The 18,259-nt window shown below is 73.3% G+C and carries 16 protein-coding genes; 4 read left to right on the forward strand and 12 right to left on the reverse strand.

The window, feature by feature from the left end; all coding sequences use genetic code 11:
• Nucleotides 1-40: 40 nt before the first annotated feature.
• From SZ60_RS02125 to SZ60_RS02165, 8 genes are all read right to left on the reverse strand, one after another.
• Entirely contained in the window at nt 41-1,234 is a 1,194-nt protein-coding gene (locus tag SZ60_RS02125) for a M28 family metallopeptidase (protein WP_052505093.1), read from the reverse strand.
• Complete coding sequence (locus tag SZ60_RS02135) at nt 1,231-2,508, reverse strand: hypothetical protein (RefSeq protein WP_043593261.1); 1,278 nt, start codon at nt 2,506-2,508, stop codon at nt 1,231-1,233. The genes SZ60_RS02125 and SZ60_RS02135 overlap by 4 nt, the downstream gene beginning before the upstream one ends.
• A complete protein-coding gene (locus SZ60_RS16245; protein WP_052505094.1) occupies nt 2,505-3,203 on the reverse strand; it encodes a TenA family protein in 699 nt (232 codons plus the stop codon). Before SZ60_RS16245 ends, SZ60_RS02135 begins: the two co-directional genes overlap by 4 nt.
• Nucleotides 3,185-3,934 (reverse strand): glutamine amidotransferase, encoded by a 750-nt coding sequence (locus tag SZ60_RS02145; protein WP_043593262.1) that lies wholly within the window; start codon nt 3,932-3,934, stop codon nt 3,185-3,187. The genes SZ60_RS16245 and SZ60_RS02145 overlap by 19 nt, the downstream gene beginning before the upstream one ends.
• 75 nt (nt 3,935-4,009) lie before the next feature.
• Nucleotides 4,010-5,098, reverse strand: coding sequence for a phosphotriesterase (locus tag SZ60_RS02150; protein ID WP_043593263.1), 1,089 nt, complete (start codon nt 5,096-5,098; stop codon nt 4,010-4,012).
• Nucleotides 5,095-6,150 carry an ABC transporter permease gene (locus SZ60_RS02155; protein ID WP_052505095.1) on the reverse strand — a complete coding sequence of 352 codons (1,056 nt, stop codon included), beginning with the start codon at nt 6,148-6,150 and terminating at the stop codon, nt 5,095-5,097. The genes SZ60_RS02150 and SZ60_RS02155 overlap by 4 nt, the downstream gene beginning before the upstream one ends.
• Nucleotides 6,147-6,902 carry an ATP-binding cassette domain-containing protein gene (locus SZ60_RS02160; RefSeq protein WP_043593264.1) on the reverse strand — a complete coding sequence of 252 codons (756 nt, stop codon included), beginning with the start codon at nt 6,900-6,902 and terminating at the stop codon, nt 6,147-6,149. Before SZ60_RS02160 ends, SZ60_RS02155 begins: the two co-directional genes overlap by 4 nt.
• Nucleotides 6,902-7,933 (reverse strand): substrate-binding domain-containing protein, encoded by a 1,032-nt coding sequence (locus SZ60_RS02165; protein WP_043593266.1) that lies wholly within the window; start codon nt 7,931-7,933, stop codon nt 6,902-6,904. The genes SZ60_RS02160 and SZ60_RS02165 overlap by 1 nt, the downstream gene beginning before the upstream one ends.
• A gap of 255 nt (nt 7,934-8,188) precedes the next feature.
• Here SZ60_RS02165 and SZ60_RS02170 point away from each other — a divergent pair, with 255 nt between their 5' ends.
• A complete protein-coding gene (locus SZ60_RS02170) occupies nt 8,189-9,214 on the forward strand; it encodes a LacI family DNA-binding transcriptional regulator (RefSeq protein ID WP_043593267.1) in 1,026 nt (341 codons plus the stop codon).
• A gap of 75 nt (nt 9,215-9,289) precedes the next feature.
• On the opposite strand, the gene SZ60_RS02175 is transcribed toward SZ60_RS02170, so the two are convergent.
• From SZ60_RS02175 to SZ60_RS02190, 4 genes are read right to left on the reverse strand one after another with little or no spacing between them, the layout of a single operon-like run.
• Nucleotides 9,290-10,402 (reverse strand): M20 family metallopeptidase, encoded by a 1,113-nt coding sequence (locus SZ60_RS02175; protein WP_043593268.1) that lies wholly within the window; start codon nt 10,400-10,402, stop codon nt 9,290-9,292.
• Between the two features lie 9 nt (nt 10,403-10,411).
• On the reverse strand, nt 10,412-11,722 hold the full coding sequence (locus SZ60_RS02180; RefSeq protein WP_043593270.1) for a M1 family metallopeptidase: 1,311 nt from the start codon (nt 11,720-11,722) through the stop codon (nt 10,412-10,414).
• The gene (locus SZ60_RS02185) at nt 11,719-15,711 is read right to left on the reverse strand and encodes a Pls/PosA family non-ribosomal peptide synthetase (protein ID WP_043593272.1); all 3,993 of its coding nucleotides are present in this window, start codon (nt 15,709-15,711) and stop codon (nt 11,719-11,721) included. The genes SZ60_RS02180 and SZ60_RS02185 overlap by 4 nt, the downstream gene beginning before the upstream one ends.
• The gene (locus tag SZ60_RS02190; protein WP_156155451.1) at nt 15,708-16,373 is read right to left on the reverse strand and encodes a 4'-phosphopantetheinyl transferase superfamily protein; all 666 of its coding nucleotides are present in this window, start codon (nt 16,371-16,373) and stop codon (nt 15,708-15,710) included. Before SZ60_RS02190 ends, SZ60_RS02185 begins: the two co-directional genes overlap by 4 nt.
• 152 nt (nt 16,374-16,525) lie before the next feature.
• On the opposite strand from SZ60_RS02190, the gene SZ60_RS02195 reads away from it, so the two are divergent.
• The 3 genes from SZ60_RS02195 (at nt 16,526) to SZ60_RS02205 (ending at nt 18,164) form a co-directional block, all read left to right on the forward strand.
• Nucleotides 16,526-16,795 carry a hypothetical protein gene (locus tag SZ60_RS02195; RefSeq protein ID WP_043593274.1) on the forward strand — a complete coding sequence of 90 codons (270 nt, stop codon included), beginning with the start codon at nt 16,526-16,528 and terminating at the stop codon, nt 16,793-16,795.
• A gap of 70 nt (nt 16,796-16,865) precedes the next feature.
• On the forward strand, nt 16,866-17,327 hold the full coding sequence (locus tag SZ60_RS02200) for a Rho termination factor N-terminal domain-containing protein (protein WP_197073478.1): 462 nt from the start codon (nt 16,866-16,868) through the stop codon (nt 17,325-17,327).
• A gap of 204 nt (nt 17,328-17,531) precedes the next feature.
• Complete coding sequence (locus SZ60_RS02205; RefSeq protein ID WP_043593278.1) at nt 17,532-18,164, forward strand: Pr6Pr family membrane protein; 633 nt, start codon at nt 17,532-17,534, stop codon at nt 18,162-18,164.
• Nucleotides 18,165-18,259 lie beyond the last annotated feature (95 nt).

Genomic DNA, 18,259 nt, shown 5'->3' on the forward strand with positions numbered 1-18,259 from the left:
CGGCACCCGGCCCGCCCGGCCCGGCCGGCCCGCCCGGGGCCTACAACACCCCGGGAGGCGCGGCCCGCGTCGGTCGCGCCAGGCTCGCCACGAGGTGCTCGACGAGCGGCACGGTCCACGCGACGTTCGCCGCGATGCCGCGGTTCGGCTCGTCGTCGGGTTGGTGCAGGCGGTGCAGGTCGTTGAAGGTGAGGAACGCGCTGGGCACGCCCGCGCGGTAGAACGACGCGTCGTCGGTGCCGGTCGTCGGCGGGAACCGGGTGACCAGCTCGAGGTCGGGCCGGGTGACCGCGGCGTGCTGCAGCAGCGCCCCGCGGAACGCCGTCGAGAACGCCTCGGGTGCCCCGAACGCCTCGACGAACGACCCGCGACCGAGCCCGTCGACGTTGAGCACGTAGTCGATCGCGTCGAGCTCGTCGGCCGAGGCGCTGTCGACGAAGTGCCGGGACCCGCCCAGGTGCCACTCCTCGGCGGTGAAGAAGACGAGGCGGACCGACGCGACCGGCGGGGCCGCCGCCCACCGCTCGGCGAGCTGCAGCAGGGCGATCGTGCCGCTGCCGTTGTCGTACGCGCCGACCGTGTTGAAGAACGTGTCGTAGTGCGCACAGAGCAACACGGACCCGTCGCCCGTGCCGGGCACGTCGACGATCAGGTTGTCGCTCGTCGCGGCGTCGACCGGGCCACCGTCGGCCTCGACCTCGAGCTCGACGGGCTTGCCGTCGGCGATCCACTCGGTCAGCTGCAGACCGTCGACGCGGCCGATCGCGAGATGGGCCACGTCGTGGTCCGACCCGGAGGGCAGCGGCTGCGGGGCCGCGGGTCCGTCGTCGCGGGCGTGCAGGTAGGCCACCACGTCGCCGTCGTCACTCCGGACGACGAACTTCTGCCAGACCATCGAGTCGCCCCAGAGTCCCTGCGGGCCGACGGCCTCGACCGTGCCCCGGCGCGGGCCGCCGGTCGACCCGCTCCAGAGCATCGGCCAGGCGGGCAGCTCGCGGACGATCGGCCGGTGCACCGCGACCCGGTGCACGCTGCCCGGCTGCCAGCCGGGCAGCGTCACGGGCTGCCGGGCGACCGGCCACCCGACCGCGGTCAGCCGCTGCTCGAGCCAGTCGGCGGCGGCCGCGATGCCTGCGGTGCCGTGGAACCGGGGGCCGTGCTGCACCAGGGCGACGAGGTCGTCGTAGGCGCGGTCCGCGCGCTGCGCCGCGGCCGGGTCGATGTCGTGGGTCATGTCGTTCCTCTCGGGGACGGCTCGGGGGTGGGTGACGGGGACGGGCCCGACGTGGCGGTCGGCGACGTGGCCGGGAAGGCGTCGGGCGACGCGGCCGACGGACCGAGGGGGCGCGGTGCGGCCCCCCGCACGGCCCGCGCCACCGTCGCGACGGGCACCCCGAGCAGGTGCTGGGCCACGCGGGCGACGTCGTCCGTGCTCCCCCGGAACCACCAGCTGGCGAACCGGTCGGTGACCGCCTCGGGACGCGGGCCGAGGACGGGCGTGCCCCGGGCCTCGATCTCGGCGAACCCGCCGAGCCCGCCGTCGTCGTCGTACAGGTGCAGCGAGTCGCCCCGGACCCCCGGGGACGGGTCGGGCTCCTCCGAGTACTCGGCCGACGGGTCGCTGTGGCTGCCGCGCACGAAGAGCACGGCACGGTCGTCGGCCGGGTCGCCGACCGTGCGCACGTACCCGACGCGTCCGGTGACGTGCGGTGCCGCGAAGCCGATCTTGAAGCGGTCGGCACCGGTCAGCGACACGGCGACGCCGCCGGGCACCTCGGCGAGCAGCTCGCCGACCGGCTCGTAGTAGTCGGTCACCTGGGTGTCGGGCACGGCCGCGACGAACGCCGTGCCGCCCGCCCGCACCTGGTCGAGCATCCACGACTCGGCCTCGTGCGCGCCGTCCGAGGTGATGCCGAGCCGCACCTCCGTCACGTAGCCGCCGTACTCGACGGCGTCGACGAGCGGTGCGCCGCCGGGGCCCCCGGCCGACGCCCCGCGCAGGTGTCGCAGCGGGTGGGCCGCCGGACGCACGACGAGCGTCAGGTCGGCCCGCACGAGCCCCGTCGGCTCCGTGAACGCCTCGAGCTCGGCGACCCGCGACAGCGTCACGCGGTCGCCCGTGCGGCGGAGGTCGTGGCGGCCGGGGTCGAGCGACGGCGGCATCTCGTAGCTGCCCCAGTAGTCGCTGCGGTCGCGGATCATGTAGGCGATCTCGGGGCCGATCCAGACCCGGTCGCCGCCGACGTTCCAGTCGCCCGAGTCGACCAGCGCACCGAAGGCGTCGTCGTCGGCGAACGCGTCGGGCAGCCAGTTCTCGGCCTCGCCCTCGGCGAAGAAGGGGCCGTAGACGCGGCCGCCGTACGACGAGACGACCACGACGGCGTCGGGTCCGACGGCCACCCGTTCGGAGGCGATGCCGGCCGCGGCGAGACGGGCCTCGACGGCGCGCAGGTCGACGACGGCCGGGCCGACCGGGCGGTCGGTCGGCCCGTCGACCGGGCCGGTCATGCGGCCCCCTCGACGAGGGCACTCGCGTGGAACGCGTCCTCGGCGCGCAGCATGCCGACGAACCAGGCGTCCAGTCGGGCGTCGGTCACGTCGGCGGGCAGCTCGTCGACCAGCTGGTGCAGGAAGTCCACCTGGGCGCGGAAGCCGTCGGTGACGTGCAGCTCGATCCACCGTTGAACGTCGTCCGGTCGGGGCACCGGCCGCTCGGCCGCCCGCGTGCACCACCGCAGGTAGAGCGTCTCGGCCGCCGCGAGGCTGGTGACGACCCCGGCGTAACCGCCCTCGGCGAGGGCCGCCGTCACCGCCCCCTCGAGGACGGAGGCGCGGCGCAGCAGGTCGCTCGACGTCGCGTCGTCGACCGGTCGCGTCGAGAGCAACCGCTCGAAGTACCGGCTCTGCGGACCGACGAGGTCGGCGACGGCCTCGGCGTGGCGCTCGGCGCGGGACCACTCCGGCTGCTGCCAGAGGCAGTAGCCTGCGAGACGGGCCGCCGTGCGGACGAACGCCTGCTCGATCGCGAGGTAGCGACCGAAGGTGGGGTCGTCGAGCGTGCCGTCGGCCATCCGGGCGAGCAGCGGCACCGACGCCGAGGCGTCGAGCTCGGCCGAGCAGCGGTCGACGAGCGCCCCCGCCCGGCCCGCGCCGGCACCCTCGGGCCGGGTCGTGCCCGCCACCGTCAGCGGCCGGTCAGCCACGACACGATGCCGTTGAACACCCGGGCGTAGCCGTCCCACTCCTCGCAGAACGCCGGCGGCGCCCAGTGCGGCGAGCAGTCGCTCGTGAACACCGCGGTGCGTCCCGCGCCGGCCTCGCCGACGACGACGAGCGGGTCGCCGTCGAGACGGGCGAGCTCGACCGCGCCCGGCTTCACGACGGTGCGGTTGTAGCCGAGCAGCAGCGGCCACTCGGTGCCCGCGCCGCCGAGGGCGGGGTGCTCGGCGTCGAGGACGGTGGCGACGACGCCGGCCGGGCGCTCGACGCGGTCGTCGCCGATCAGCATCTCGACCGGCAGCACGTCGGCGATCTCGGTGCGGGCGTAGCCCGCGCGGCCCTGCCAGCCCGAGAACGACAGGTAGCCGCCGATCATCAGCAGCGCGCCTCCGGCCTCGACCCAGCGGGCGAGTTCACGGACGCGGTCCCGACCCGGGATGCTCTTCTCGAAGACGGCGGGCGCGAGCTGCAGCGAGTTGACGCCGATGTCGGACAGCACCACGACGTCGTAGGCGTCCAGCGCCTCCTGCGTCTCGGGGAAGTCGGTGGCGACGAGGTGGGCGGGCAGGTGGACGACCTCGTGACCGCCGGCCTGCAGGGCCGTGCGCAGCTGCGCGACGCCCTCGGTGTACGAGTGGGCGGTGAACTCGTCGACGCCCTTGGTGTGGGTGGTCGCGGTGATCCAGCTCTCGCCGGCGATGAGGATGCGGGACATGGTGGTGCCTTCCGGTGGTGACGGGACGGTTCGGGACGAGGAGGCGCGCGCGGCTCGGTGCCGCGACGTCGCCCCTCAGCGGGTCAGGGCGGCGCCCTCGAAGAGGTCGCGGACGTTGCGGGTGCCGACGCCGTGCACGATCTCGGCGTCGACGCCGAGGTCGGTCAGCCGGTCGAGGAACACCGCGGGGACGTACGAGAGGCCGTTGCCCCCGTGCTTGCGCAACATGCTCTTCAGGAAGAGGTCGTGGCTGAACAGCAGACGGCGGCCGAACCCGGCCGAGGCCAGGCGGGCGATCGCCGTGGCCGTCTCGACCGGCGAGGGCGACTGCCCCTCGCCCGGCAGGGAGAAGCGGTACGGCATGCCGATCATGTCGAACTCGAGCCAGACCCCGCGCTCGGCGAGGCTGCGTTGGTAGTCGGGGTCGCTGCCGGACGGGTCCATGTGGCAGAGGACGACCGCGGTGGGGTCGACGCCCTCGTCGCGCAGCACGACGTCGAGCACGCGGCCGCCGTGCCGGACGAAGCCGGGCAGGTGCACGAACATCGGCAGGCCGGTCTCGCGTTGCAGGCGGCAGGCCGCGCGCAGCGAGCGCTCCTCGCGCTCGGTGAAGCCGGGTGAGACGCCGATCTCGCCGATCACGCCCGACCGGGGCAGCCCGGTCTCGGCCGGGTCGGCCCGGTACTGCGCGACCAGACGCGAGGCCAGGTCGTCGACGGTGTCGCGGCCCGTGGCCTCGGGGTGGAACCGCTCGAGGTACCAGCCGCCTCCGGTGATGACGGTGACCCCGCTGCGACGCGAGATCTCGGCGAGACGGCGGGGGTCGCGCCCCTGTCCGTCCGAGGTCAGCTCGACGACCGTGCTGCCGCCGAGCTCGCGGAAGGCCACGAGCTCGTCGACCGCGTCGTCGTCGCCGTCGAGCACGCAGTTGTCGCGGCAGGCGAGCGGACGGTCGCGCAGCAACCAGGCGATCTCGGGAGTGACCGGGGCGTCGAACAGCTCGGGGAAGTCGGGGTCGGGTTCGAGTCCGCCCTCCTCGATGCTGTTGATCAGGTGCTCGTGCGGCAGCGTGTAGCCGAGGCGGTCGCTCGGCACGGGACCGGTGACCGTCTGCACGTCGACGACGGTGGTCGTCTCGGCGCCGAAGCCTCCGACGCGGCTCATCGAGTCACCCGCTTGCGCACCAGGTCGGTGAACGAGCCGCCCCGCAGGTTGATCCAGATGACGATGATCAGGAGGCTGCCGGTCACGATGGGCACGATGTAGGGGCTCAGGCCGAGCAGCGTGAGCCCGTTGGTGATGACGCCGGTGAGGATGGCCCCGATCGCCGTGCCGATGACGCTGCCCTTGCCGCCGAGCAGGTTCGTGCCGCCGATCACGACGGCGGTGATCACCGTCATGGCGAAGTCGACGCCCGAGTTGGCGTCGCCCGACCCCAGTCGGGCCGCGGTGATGATGCCGGCCGCGCCGGCCGCCGTGCCGCTGAGCACGAGGGCCATCATCTTGACGAAGCGCGTGTCGACGCCCGCCCGGCGGACCGACTCCTCGTTCGAGCCGATGCCGGTGATGTACTGGCCGAACCGCATGCGCTGCAGCCCCACGATGCCGACGCCGACGATGATCAGCGCGAGCCAGGCCGGGTACCCGAGCCCGAACAGCCGGCCCTGACCGACCTGGGCGAAGATCAGCCCCGAGCCGATGGCGATCGAGTAGCCCTTCGTGATCAGCAGGGCGACGCCCCGCACGATCGACATGGTGGCCAAGGTGACGATGAAGGACGGGATGCCCTGGTAACTCGAGAACCAGCCGTTGACCAACCCGCAGAAGGCTCCGACGGCCAGGCAGATGACGATCACCAGGACCGACTCGAGACCGGCCCGCAGCAGGACCGCCCCGATCACCGACACCAGCGCGAGCGTCGACCCGACCGAGAGGTCGATCATGCCCGCCGTGATGACGAAGGTCATCGCGACGGCCACGATCGCCGCAGGGGCGACCTGCACGGCGACGTTCCGCAGGTTCGTGCCGGTGAGGAAGGTCGGGGTCGCCACCGAGAAGACGACGATGACGACGAGCGTCACGACGAGCATCAGCAGGGTGGACTTGTTGACGCGTTGCAGGGCTTCCCAGCGGCGCTCGCGCACGTCGGTGGAGCCGTGTCCGCGACCCGGCTCGGGGCCGTCGGTGCGGGTGGGGTCAGAGGTCGTCGCGGTCATGCGGCAGCGCTCCCTTCACGGGTGATCATGTCGACGAGCGACTCGATGGTGAGGTCGTCGATGCGGGCGTCGTCGACGCTGCGCCCCTCGTACATCACGGTGATGCGGTCGCAGACCCGGAAGAGGTCCTGCAGCCGGTGGGTGATCAGGATGACGCCGACCCCTCGGGCCGCGACCTCCTTGATGAGGCGCAGCACCGACTCGACCTCGGTGACGGCGAGGGCGGCGGTCGGCTCGTCAAGGATCAGGACGTCGGGGTCGACCGACGCGGCGCGCGCGATGGCGACCGACTGGCGCTGACCACCCGACAGCTGCGAGATCAGCTGGTGCGTGGACGTCACGCGGACGCCGAACTCCTTGAGCACGGCCGTCGCCTCGGCGTGCATCGCCCCGACCTTGAGGAAGGGACCGACCCGCGGCTCGCGGCCGAGGAACAGGTTGGCGGCGACGTTGAGGCTGTCGCAGAGGGCGAGGTCCTGGTAGACGATGCCGATGTCCTCGGCCTGGGCGTCACTCGGGGACTGGAACCGCACCTCCTTGCCCTTGATGCTGATGCAGCCGCCGTCGTGCTGGACCGAACCGGCGAGCACCTTCATCAGGGTGGACTTGCCGGCGCCGTTGTCGCCGACCAGGCCGAGCACCTCGCCGCGCGCGAGGCGCAGGTCGACGCCGCGCAGGACGTCGACGGCGCCGTACGACTTGCGGATGCCCTCGAGTTCGACGAGCAGGTCGCCGGTGGTGACGTCGGTCATCAGCCCTCCAGGTAGTACGAGAAGTCGGCCAGGTTGTCGGGCGTGACGATCGTGATCGGCACGTCGACGGTCGCCGGCACCTCGGCGGTGCCGCAGGCCAGGTTGATCGCGGCCTTAGCGGCCTCGTAGCCGAAGCCGAAGGTGTCCTGCTGGATGACGGCCTCGACGTAGCCGTCCTGCAGACCCTCGACGGCCGAGGGCGAGAGGTCCCAGCCGACGATCGTGACGCGGTCCTGGGCGCCCTGGCTCTTGACCGCCGCGATGGCACCGTTCAGCGCGGGCTCGCCCGTGGCGTAGATGTACTCGAGGTCGGGGTTGCCGGTCAGCAGGTTCTCGGCCGCGGCCTGGGCGTCCTCGTTCACGTTCTGACCGTCGACGATCGTGCCGATGGTCATGCCCCCGGCCTCGACGGCGTCGGTGAAGCCGTTCTGGCGTTGGATCTGGATGGCGCTGTTCAGCGCGCCGACGACGCCGACCTCGCCCTCGCCGCCCGTGATGTCGAGGAAGGCCTTCCCGAGCTGGGCGCCGCCGTCCTCGTTCGCCGTGCCGACGTACGAGTCGATCGCCGAGGCGTCCTCGACCGAGCCGTCGGCGGCGACGACCGGGATGCCCGCGGCCTTCGCCGCGGTGAGCGCCGGGATCAACGCGGTCGCGTCGACCGGGTCGACGATGAGCGCGTCGACGCCCGAGGCGACGAGGTTCTCGACGCCCGACACCTGGGTGGCGCTGTCGTTGTCGCCGCTGACGATCTGCAGGTCGGACCCGGCCTCGTCGGCGACGTCCTGCACGCCCTCGTTCATCTGGGTGAAGAAGGCGGTCTGCTCGTTGATGTCGACCATGCCGAGCTGCAGGGTGCCGCCGCCGTCGGGTGCACACGCCTGGGGGACGTCGGTGGGTGCCGGGCGGGTCGAGGTCGAGCCGCCGGACGCGGAACCGGAGGCGGTGGTCGAGGACGAGTCGCAGCCGGCGAGGGTGCCGATGGCGATGGCGCCCACGGCGAATGCGGCGAGGACGGTACGGGTCGTGGGCATGAGGAGCCTTCCTGGGGAGGACGAGGTGGAGCATGCGGGACTGGCGAGGGGGCGATCTCGGAGGGGTCGAGATCGATGGGCAATCGATTTCCGTCGGGAACTGCGTCAAGAGTGACGCCTTCGTGTTTCGAGTGTCAACACCTTTGTGTTTCCGACGTGTAAAAGAGATCTCGGACGGGCAATCGTTTTCCCACGGGGGGACGATACGATGTCGGCATCACCCGTCGCCGCCGGCGGCCGCGCCCTGAGGAGCCCATGAACGCCGTCACCATCTCGGACGTCGCCCGCCGGGCGGGCGTCTCCCCGGCGACGGTCTCCCGCGTCATGTCGGCGTCCCGCCCGGTCGGCCGCGAGGTCGAGGCCCGGGTGCGGCTCGCGGCCGACGAGCTGGGCTACTCGGGCAACGGCATCGCCCGTGCCCTGCGCACCCGCCGCACCGACACGGTCGGCATGGTCGTGCCGAGCATCCTCAACCCGTTCTTCACGACCCTGGTCGACAGCCTCGAGAGCGCGCTGCACGGAGAAGGCAAGCAGTTGTTCCTCTGCGACTCGCGACAGGACCCCGCCGTCGAGGCCGACCACCTGCGGTCGCTGATCGAACGACACGTCGACGGCATCGTGGTCAGCCCGGTGCACGACACCGAGAGCGCGGCGGCCGTCGCCGCGTCCGCCCGGGCCGTCCCGTTGGTGCAGCTCGACCGCCGGGTCGACGTCGCCGGCACCGACTGGATCGGCCTCGACGACGCCGAGGCGATGAAGCTCGTCCTGACGCACCTCGCCGAGACCGGTGCCCGCTCGGCCGCGTTCGTGACCTCCGAGCTGACGAACTCGTCGACGACCCTGCGCCTCCGGGGCTTCCGGCACTGGGCGGCCGAACTCGGCATCCGCGAGGTGCGCGACGGGGTCGTGCTCGGCGACTACTCGGTCGACAGCGGCGACGCGGCGGCCCGCCGGCTGCTCGCCTCCGACGACCGCCCGGACGCCATCGTCTGCGCGGACGACCTGATCGCCATGGGTGTGTTGCGGGCGGCCCGCGAGCTCGGGGTGTCGGTGCCCGACGAGCTGCAGGTCACGGGCTTCGACGACATCGTCTTCGCCTCGTACGTGACCCCGGCCCTGACGACGCTCGCCCAGCCCACCGACCGCATGGCCGGCGAGGCGCTCAGGCTGCTCTCGCTGCGCGGGTCCGACGACGGCGGACGAGGAGGCGCGCGCGTCTCGTTCGCGCCCCGCCTGGTCCGACGACAGAGCACGCGCTCGACGGCTCCCGCGACCGCCTGAGCCGCGCCCGCCGGAGCCACGTCCGCCGGACCCGCGTCCGCGCCCGCCCGAGCCGACGGGACGGACGACCGTCGGTCAGTGCTCGGCCGCCCACCGTTCGCCGACGCGACCGAACTGCTCGACCGCCCTCAGCACCGCGTCGACCGACACGGACTCGTCCACCGTGTGCACGACGGTCGGGTCGCCCGGGCCCCAGACCACGACGGGCACGCCGTCGTCGAGCGACCGCACGAGCACCGAGGCGTCCGTGAAGTACGAGGCGGGCGCCTCCGAGACCGGGCCCTCGAGCCCGGCGAGCCAGGGATGGTCGCGTGGGGTCCACACGGCGGCCAGGTCGAGGTCGACGCGGACGTCGGTCACCTCGGGCTGACCACGCCACCAGGCGACGAGCTCGCCGACGTCGTCGCGGACGACCCGCAGGTCGATGCGCGCCTCGCAGACGTCCGGCACGATGTTCGGCACGCTGCCACCCGAGACGACGCCCACGTTGACCGTCTCGCGCCCGAGGTCGGCGTGGGCCGAGAGCGGCAGGTCGTCCATACGCCCGAGCACCGCCACCAGGTCGAGGATCGCGTTGTGGCCCCGTTCGGGCGTGCTGCCGTGCGCAGCGACGCCCGAGGTGCGCACCGTCAACCAGAGGGCACCGCGGTGGCCGAGGACGACCCGCCCGTCGGTCGACTCGGGGATCACGACGGCTCCGACCCGGCGGCCGGCGAGCAGGTCGACGACCGCGGGGGCACCGAGGCAGCCGACCTCCTCGCCCGTCGAGACGGCGAGCGCGACGGGTGCGCCCTGGCGAAGGAGGTCGCGCACGGCGACGATCGAGGCCGCGAGACCGGACTTCATGTCCGAGGCTCCCCGTCCGTGCAGGCGGTCGCCGACGACGGTCGAGGCGAAGGGGTCGTGGGTCCAGGCCGAGGCGTCGGTCACCGGCACGACGTCGGCGTGCGACGCGAAGACGAGCAGCGGCCTGTCGGAGGCGACGGACGTCGGCGAGACCAGGAGGGCCGCGGGCTCACCGTCGACCCCGGGGGCGAAGGCGACCCGCGCCTCCTGCACACCCTCGAACTCGAACGCCACACGGCGGAGGACGGCCGCCTCGCCGGGCGTGCCGCTCGTCGAGTCGATGGCGACGAGGTCGCGCAGCAGGGCGATCACGGGCACCTCGGACGGCGTCGGGGCGGTCATGCCGTCACGCTATCGCCACGACAGGGGCGGCAGGGCACGCTCGTCGAGCCAGGGGCGCAGCAGGGGCCCGACCGGGTGGCCCGAGACGCGCGTCGCGAGGGCGACGAAGTCGGCCGAGGTCGCCACGTGATGCCGGTACTCGGCGGTCCAGGCGCGCATCACGTCGAAGAACGCGTCGTCGCCGACCGCCGAGCGAAGCGCCTGCACCGCGAGCGCCCCGCGCTTGTAGACGCGATCGTCGAACATCAGGTCGGGGCCGGGGTCGCCGACGACGATGTCCTGCGGAGCCTCGAGCAGTCGGGCGTGTGCCCGGGCGGCGAGCGACGCGGCCGACGGACCGCCCGAGGCCTCGGACCAGATCCACTCGGCGTAGCAGGCGAAGCCCTCGTTCAGCCAGATGTCGCGCCAGGTCGTCAGGCCCACGCTGTTGCCGAACCACTGGTGCGCCAGTTCGTGCGCGATCAGCCGACGCGACCCGCCCGCCCCGTCGGCGTGGTTCGTCCCGAAGATGGCGAGGCCCTGGGCCTCGAGCGGGATCTCGAGGTCGTCGTCGGTGACCACCACCGAGTACGACGCGAACGGATACGGGCCGAACCGCTCGACGAAGCAGGCCATCATGTCGGCCACCTCGCCGAAGTCACGACCGATCCGCGACCGCATCGCGGGCACCCCGGCGAAGACGCCGGGCACTCCTGCGAGCACGACCGGCACCAACTCGTAGCGGCCGATCTGCACCGTCGCGAGATACGACGCCGTGGGCTCGGGCTGTTCGTAGACCCACGTCGTGCGGCCGGACCGCGTGTGCCGGTCGGTCAGCTCGCCGTGGGCGACGACGGCGTAGGGCTGCTCGGTCGTGACCTGCACCCGGTAGGTCGCCTTGTCGGCCGGGTCGTCGTTGCAGGGGAACCAGGTCGGTGCCCCGTTCGGTTGCGAGGCGACGAGGGCGCCGTCGGTCAACTCCTCCCAGCCGAGGGTGCCCCAGCGGGTGCGACGGGGAGCGGGAGGACCCGAGTACTCGACGACGACCTCGACGGGCTCACCCGGCACGGTCACGTCCGGCAGCGTCACCGTCAGCTTCGTCGCCGACTGGGCGTGCCGCGCCTTGTGCCCGTCGACCCGCACCTTCGCGGCACGCAGGCGCAGCAGGTCGAACGCGAGCGTGCTCCGGGCCTCGGTCGGCACGACCGTGATGGTCGCGACGCCGTCCAACCGGTTCGTCGCGACGCGGTACCCGATCTCGAGGTCGTACGAGCGCACGCCGTAGCCGTCGTTGCCGCTCTCGGGTGTGTAGCCGTCCGTGGTCGCCGCCGAACCGGTCACCGGGTGACGGCGTGGTAGTCCGCGAACGTGACGTCCCGCCAGGGCCCGATGGGGTTGCCGCTCCACCGGCTGCCGACGGGCACGACCTCGCCGCGCATCACGAGCGAGGCGGGGCCGACGGTGGCGTGCTCGCCGAGACGGGCCAAGGGCAGCACGACGCTGTGGGGGCCGAGGGTCGAGCCGGCGGCCAGGGTGACGGTGTCCATGCTCATGATTCGATCATGGAACAGGTGCGTCTGCACGACGCATCCTCGATTCACCGTCGACGCGTCGTCGAGTCGCACCAGGTCGGCCTCGGGCAACCAGTAGCTGTCGGTCCACACGCCGCGACCGATCGAGGCCCCGAGCGAGCGAAGCCACCAGACGAGGGCCGGGGTGCCGGCCGCCGCGTGGGCGAACCAGGGGGCGGCGCACATCTCGGTGAAGGTGTCGGACACCTCGCTGCGCCAGACGAACGACGACCAGAGCGGGTGCTCGCCGGCCCGGATGCGCCCGACGAGCGCCCACTTGGCGAGTGTCGTGACACCGGCGGCCGCCGCCCCGACGGCGAGCATCACGACGCCGCTGACCGCGGCCGTCGCGCCGACCCCGATCGCGTCGACCAGCGCCCACAGCCCGACGACCAGCCCCAGGCCGATGCCGCAGGTGACGACGACGGGCACGATGCGGCTGAGCTCCCACGCGATGCGGGCCACCCGGAGGTGCGTGGCCGGGCGGAAGGTGCGGGTCTCGTCGGCGACGGCGACCGTGCGGCGCAGGCGCACCGCGGGTGAACCGAGCCACGACGACCCCGCCTTGGACTTGCGCGGAGCCGACGAGAGCACGGCCACCAGACCGTCCTTCGGCACCTTGTGGCCCGGGGCGGTCATGCCCGAGTTGCCCAGGAACGCCCGCCGACCGATCTCGGCCCGCGCCACGCGCAGCCAGCCGCCGCCGAGCTCGTACGACGCGACGAGCGTGTCGTCCGCCAGGAACGCCCCGTCCCGGACGGTCGTCATCGACGGCAGCAGCAGGACGGTCGACGCCTCGACGTCACGCCCGATCTCGGCACCGAGCAGGCGCAGCCAGACCGGCGTGAACAGGCTCGAGTAGAGCGGGAACAGCAGGGTGCGCGAGAGATCGAGCAGGCGCTCGGTGCTCCAGACCTGCCAGCCGACCCTCGACCGCACCGCGAAGGTGCCCTCGGTCACCCCCAGGGCCCAGAGTCGGGTGAGCGCGACGACCAGCACGGCGGCCACCAGCCCGGCCACGAGCGTGCCCGGCACCAGGAGGGCGAGGGCGCGCCACCACGCGTCCGTCAGCGAACCCGCACCCCGCACACCGAGCGCGACGACCGCGCCTCCTGCACTCACCGAGACCACCGGCAGCAACGCGACGACGATCGCCGACGCCCCGTAGGCGACGAACCAGCGGGTCGGCGAGGGCGGCCGATCCTCCGGCCACCAGGCGCGGGTGCGGCCGATGCGCTCGGCCGGCGAACCGGCCCAGTGCTGACCCGAGGGCACCCGTCCGAAGACAGCCGACCCGGGCGCGATCGAGGCGTTCTTGCCGATGCGGGTGCCCGGCAGCAAGGTGCTGCGCATGCCGATCGTGCTGCCCGCCCCGATGCGGATCGCCCCGATGCGCACGACGTCGCCGTCGATCCAGTGGCCGGCCAGGTCGACCTCGGGCTCGACCGACGCCCCGCGACCGATGCGCAGCATGCCGGTGACGGGTGGCAGGGCGTGCAGGTCGACGTCGGGCGCGATCCGGGCGCCGAGGGCACGCGCGTAGTAGCTGATCCACGGGGCGCCGGCGAGTCCGACCGCCCCGATCTGGTGGGCGACCTGCTCGGCCAGCCAGAGCCGGAGGTGCACGCTGCCGCCGCGCGGATGATCGCCCGCCTCCACCCCCCGGAGGAGGAGGCGCGAGGCCAGCACCGAGATCGCCATGCGTCCCGGCGGGGTCACGAACACGACGATCGCGACGACGAGCAGCCGGCCGTCGACCGCGGGCAGGGCCTCGAAGCCGCTCCACCAGCGCAGCACCGTGCTCGCGGTCAGGGCGTAGGTCAGCCAGCGCGCGCCCGACAGCACGAGGAGGGGCACCCCGAGCAGGGTCTGCAGCCACTGCGTGCGTCGGGGTGTCGGCACCGACCGGTGGAAGTCGGCGGGCGAGGCCTCGTCGTCGACGTCCGCCACGGACAGGGCCTCGGCCAGGGCACCGAGCCGGGGGTGCGAGTAGATCTCGGCGACGGTGAACTCGGGGTCGAGTTCCCGGAGCCGGGCCACGAGCTGCGCCGCGGCCAGCGATCCCCCGCCGAGGTCGAAGAAGTTCGCGTCGGCGTCGGGGACGGGCACGCCGAGCACCTCGCGCCAGCGTTCGGCGACGAGCTGCTCGACCGGGGTCATCGAACCGGCACCGACGGGCCCGCCACCGGCACCGTCGCCACCGGACGTCGCGTCGACCAACGGCCACGGGAGCGCGTCGCGGTCGATCTTGCCCGACGTCTTCGTCGGCAGGTCGCCGGTGACCAGCGCCAGCAGCGGCACCAGGGCGGCCGGGAGTTCGTCCCGGAGGCGCACGAGGGCGGCCCCCCGATCGAACGCCTCGGCCGACGCGACGGCCAGGTAGCCGACCAGCACCTGGTTGCCGGCGGCCGTGGTCCGCACCGCCGCGGCGGCGCCGCCCACCCCGGGCAGGGCCTGCAGCGCGGTCTCGATCTCACCGAGCTCGATGCGGCGCCCGCCGACCTTGACCTGGTCGTCGGCCCGCCCCTGGAACACGAGCCCGGCCCGGTCGAACCGCACCAGGTCACCGCTGCGATAGGCGCGCTCCCAGCCGAGCTGCTCGTGCGGCGCGTACTTCTCGGCGTCCTTGGCAGGGTCGAGGTAGCGGGCCAGGCCGACGCCGCCGATGATCAGCTCGCCGATCTCACCCTCGGCCACGGACTCGCCGGCCGCGTCGACGACCGCGACGTCCCAGCCGTCGAGCGGCAACCCGATGCGCACGGTCTCGCCTGCCCGGACCAGCGATCCCGTGGCGACGACCGTCGACTCGGTCGGCCCGTAGGTGTTCCACACCTCGCGGTCGTCGCCGACCACCCGGTCGACGATCTCGGGCGGCAGCGCCTCACCGCCGAAGATCAGCAGCCGCACGCTCTCGAGGGCCTCGTCGGGCCAGAGGGCGGCGAGCGTCGGGACGGTCGACACGACGGTGATCCCGTGCGTGACGAGCCACGGACCGAGGTCGGCCCCGGACCGCACGAGGCTGCGCGGGGCCGGCACCAGGCAGGCGCCGCTGCGCCAGGCCAGCCACATCTCCTCGCACGAGGCGTCGAACGCGACCGAGAGCCCGGCCAGCACCCGGTCGCCCGGCCCGAGGGGCTCGACGCCCGGCGACGACAGGAACATCCGCGCCTCGGCGTCGGCCAGGGCGGCCGCCGAACGGTGACTCGCGGCGACGCCCTTCGGCGTGCCGGTCGAGCCCGAGGTGAAGATCACCCAGGCGTCGTCGGCCGGGGTGGGCAGCCGGTCGGCGTCGGCGAGCGCCGCGCCCCGTCCGCTGACGTGGGCGGCCGGCGCCGCGAGCACGAGGCTCGCGGGTCGATCGGCGTCGCGCGGGGTGAAGCGGCCACCCGCCGAGACGATGCCCACGACGCCTGCCTCGCCGAAGACCAGCTCGGCTCGCTCGTCCGGGTCGTCGGCGTCGACCGGCACGTAGGCGGCCCCGGCGGCCAGGACGGCCAGGATCGTCAGGTAGAGCGACGAGTCACCCGACGGCATGCGCACGCCCACGCGGTCCCCGCGTCCGACCCCGGCGTCGGCGAGCGCGCGCGAGGCGGCCTCGACCCGGACGACGAGCTCGGCGTAGCTCAGGGCACCCCGCTCGTCCTCGAGCGCCGAGGCGTCGGGGTGGGCGAGCGCGGTCGCCCGCAGCACGTCGACGAGGGTGCGGGCCGCGGGGGCATCGGGCGAGCCGGCGATCACGCCGGGCGGGGTCTGACTCACGGCCGCACGCTAAGGACGTCAGGTGACGCGTCGGTGAACACAGGGCGGGACAGCCCGTCGCCCGCGACCGCGAGGACGACGTCGGCGACCGATTCGAGGTCGTGGACCGTCCCCCGACGGCCGTCCGTCCTCGTGCCGTCGGGCCGCCGTGACAGCCGGATCGTCGACATCGCGGTGGTCAGCCCCTCCCCCGTCGACTTGAGCAGCGCCTCCTTTCGCACCCAGGCGCGCAGCACGTCCACGTCGACGTCCTCGGGACTCACGTCGGGCCGGAGGTGCTCGAGCGCACCGGCCGGCCGGGCCCGCTCGACGTCGACGCCGACGGCGGCCCCGGTCCGGAGCGCCACGGCCGCCCAGCGTCCGCTCCGGCTGAGGCTCACGTGCAGGTCGTCCGCCGTCCGCAGCACCGGGCGACCGTGCCCACCACCGCAGCCCCGGCACGGCTCCCGGTCGAAGACGAGGCTCGCAGCGTCGCGGCCGGTGCAGGACGAGACGAGGAGGCGCAGCGCACGATGGGCCGCCAGGTACCGTCGGGCGTCGGTCGCGTCCGCGAAGGCCGCCGCACGGGCCCGTTCGTGCTCGTCGCCGACCTCCGGTGCCGTCGGCCCCCCGGCATCCGGATCGCGGTCGAGGTCGAGCAGCCACACCCGAGCGCTCGTCATGGCAGGCGAGCCTAGCCCGCGCCGATCCCGCACCCAGGGGCCGTTCACCTGCCGTTCGCCTGGTCGGGCAACGATCGGGCCCGCGTCCGCGACCGTCCCGACCGGCCCGCGACGGCCTGCCACCCGTTCCCTCACCCGAGAGGCCCCCGACCATGGCCAAGAAGATCCCGACAGCCCTCGCCGACCTCGTCGACGCCCTCGAGCACCACGCCGAGGTCGTCACGGCGAAGTCCTCGTCGTCCAAACGACTCGGTCGCGCCACCGCGAAGGTCCGCCGCGCCGCCGCCACGTACACCGACGTGGTCGCCGCACGGACGGGTCAGCCGAACCCGTTCGTGGACTTCCTCGACCCCGAGACGATCGAGTCGCTGCGCGCCGAACGGGACCGCATGGCGAACGACAAGGCGCCACAGGTCGACTGACAACCGTCCCAGGTGGCCGTGCCACGCTCTGGTGCACGATTTCCGCACGTTCGAGAGAGGGGCCTCACCCGTGGCCGACCAGAAGAAGCTCAAGAAATCCGCCGCCAAGGCCTACGACAAGGCCGAGGACGCCGTCACCGACGCCCGGGCGGCCGTCGCCGAGGCCAAGCGCCGGGCGAAGAAGCTCGCCAAGAAGGCCCGCCCCTCGGTGAAGCCGCTCGAGAACGCGCTCGACGACGCCGCGAGCGGCCTGAAGGACGCGAAGAAGACGGCGAAGGGTGCCGGGCAGGCCTCGAAGACTTCCTCGTCGACCCCGTCGTCCACCGCCCCGGCCGAGCCGCGCTCGATCTACACCCCGCCCCTGCCCGAGGTCGACGAGACGACCGTGCAGCTGCCCGACGGCCACGACGCCCACGTCGACCTGCACGCACAGACGCTCGTCGCGCTGCGCGCTCTCGCCCGGACCAAGGGCATCACGAACGTGTCGCGGTACCCCAAGGCCACCCTGATCGAGAAGATCGAGCAGGCCTGACCCGCGCGTCGGCGTCCGACCCCGGCCGGGCGCCAGCCCGCCTGCCCGACGTTCGCCTGCCCGACGTTCGCCTCCGGTCGCACCGCCGACTGAACGTCGCACCGCCGATGTGCGCGGTGCGACGTTCAGACGGCGGTGCCATCGGCGGCAGGTGGGCGAGGGCAGGAGGGCCGTCGCATCCGCCGCGCTCACTAGGGTGAGGACATGACGCGCGCTCAGCTCATGGTCCCGTACCGGTTCGCCTTCGCCGCGCTCGCCCTCGTGGCCGTCGCCGCCCAGTTCGCGGACACCCTCGAGAACGACTACAGCGTCGTCAACTTCTTCTCGTTCTTCACGAACCTCAGCAACCTGTTCGCCGTCGTGGTCTTCGTCGTCGGCGGCGTCCGCACCCTGCGTCGTCGCCCCGGCAGCCGAGCCTGGGACGTCGTCCGGCTCGTCTCGGTGGTGAACATGGTGTTCGTCGGCCTCGTCTTCAACGTGTTGTTGACCGAGGTGGCCGGGGGCGTCCTGCCCTGGGTCAACGTCGTCGTGCACATGGTGATGCCCGTCGCCGTGCTGGTCGACTGGCTCGTGCTGCCCGCCGGTCGCCGCCTGCCCTGGTCCGCGGCGGCGACGGGGCTCGTCGTGCCCGTGCTCTACAGCGTGTACTCGCTCGTCCGTGGGGCCGTCACGTCGTTCTACCCGTACCCCTTCTACGACCCGGAGGCGCTGGGCGGCTACGGTCCCGTGGCGCTCTACATGGTCGTGCTGCTCGTCGCACTCGCCGTGCTGTCGGTGGCCCTGGTCGGTCTGGCGCGCCTGGCCGGCCGCTTCTGGAAGCAGCGCTCGCGCCGCTGACGCGACCCGCGCCTCCTGCGCTCGGCACGTCGCGCCGCCGCCGCGACGTCACGTCCCGCCACCCCGCCACCCCGCCACCCCGCCACCCCGCCACC

The organism is Frigoribacterium sp. MEB024 (assembly GCF_000878135.1).
Taxonomy (GTDB): domain Bacteria; phylum Actinomycetota; class Actinomycetes; order Actinomycetales; family Microbacteriaceae; genus Frigoribacterium.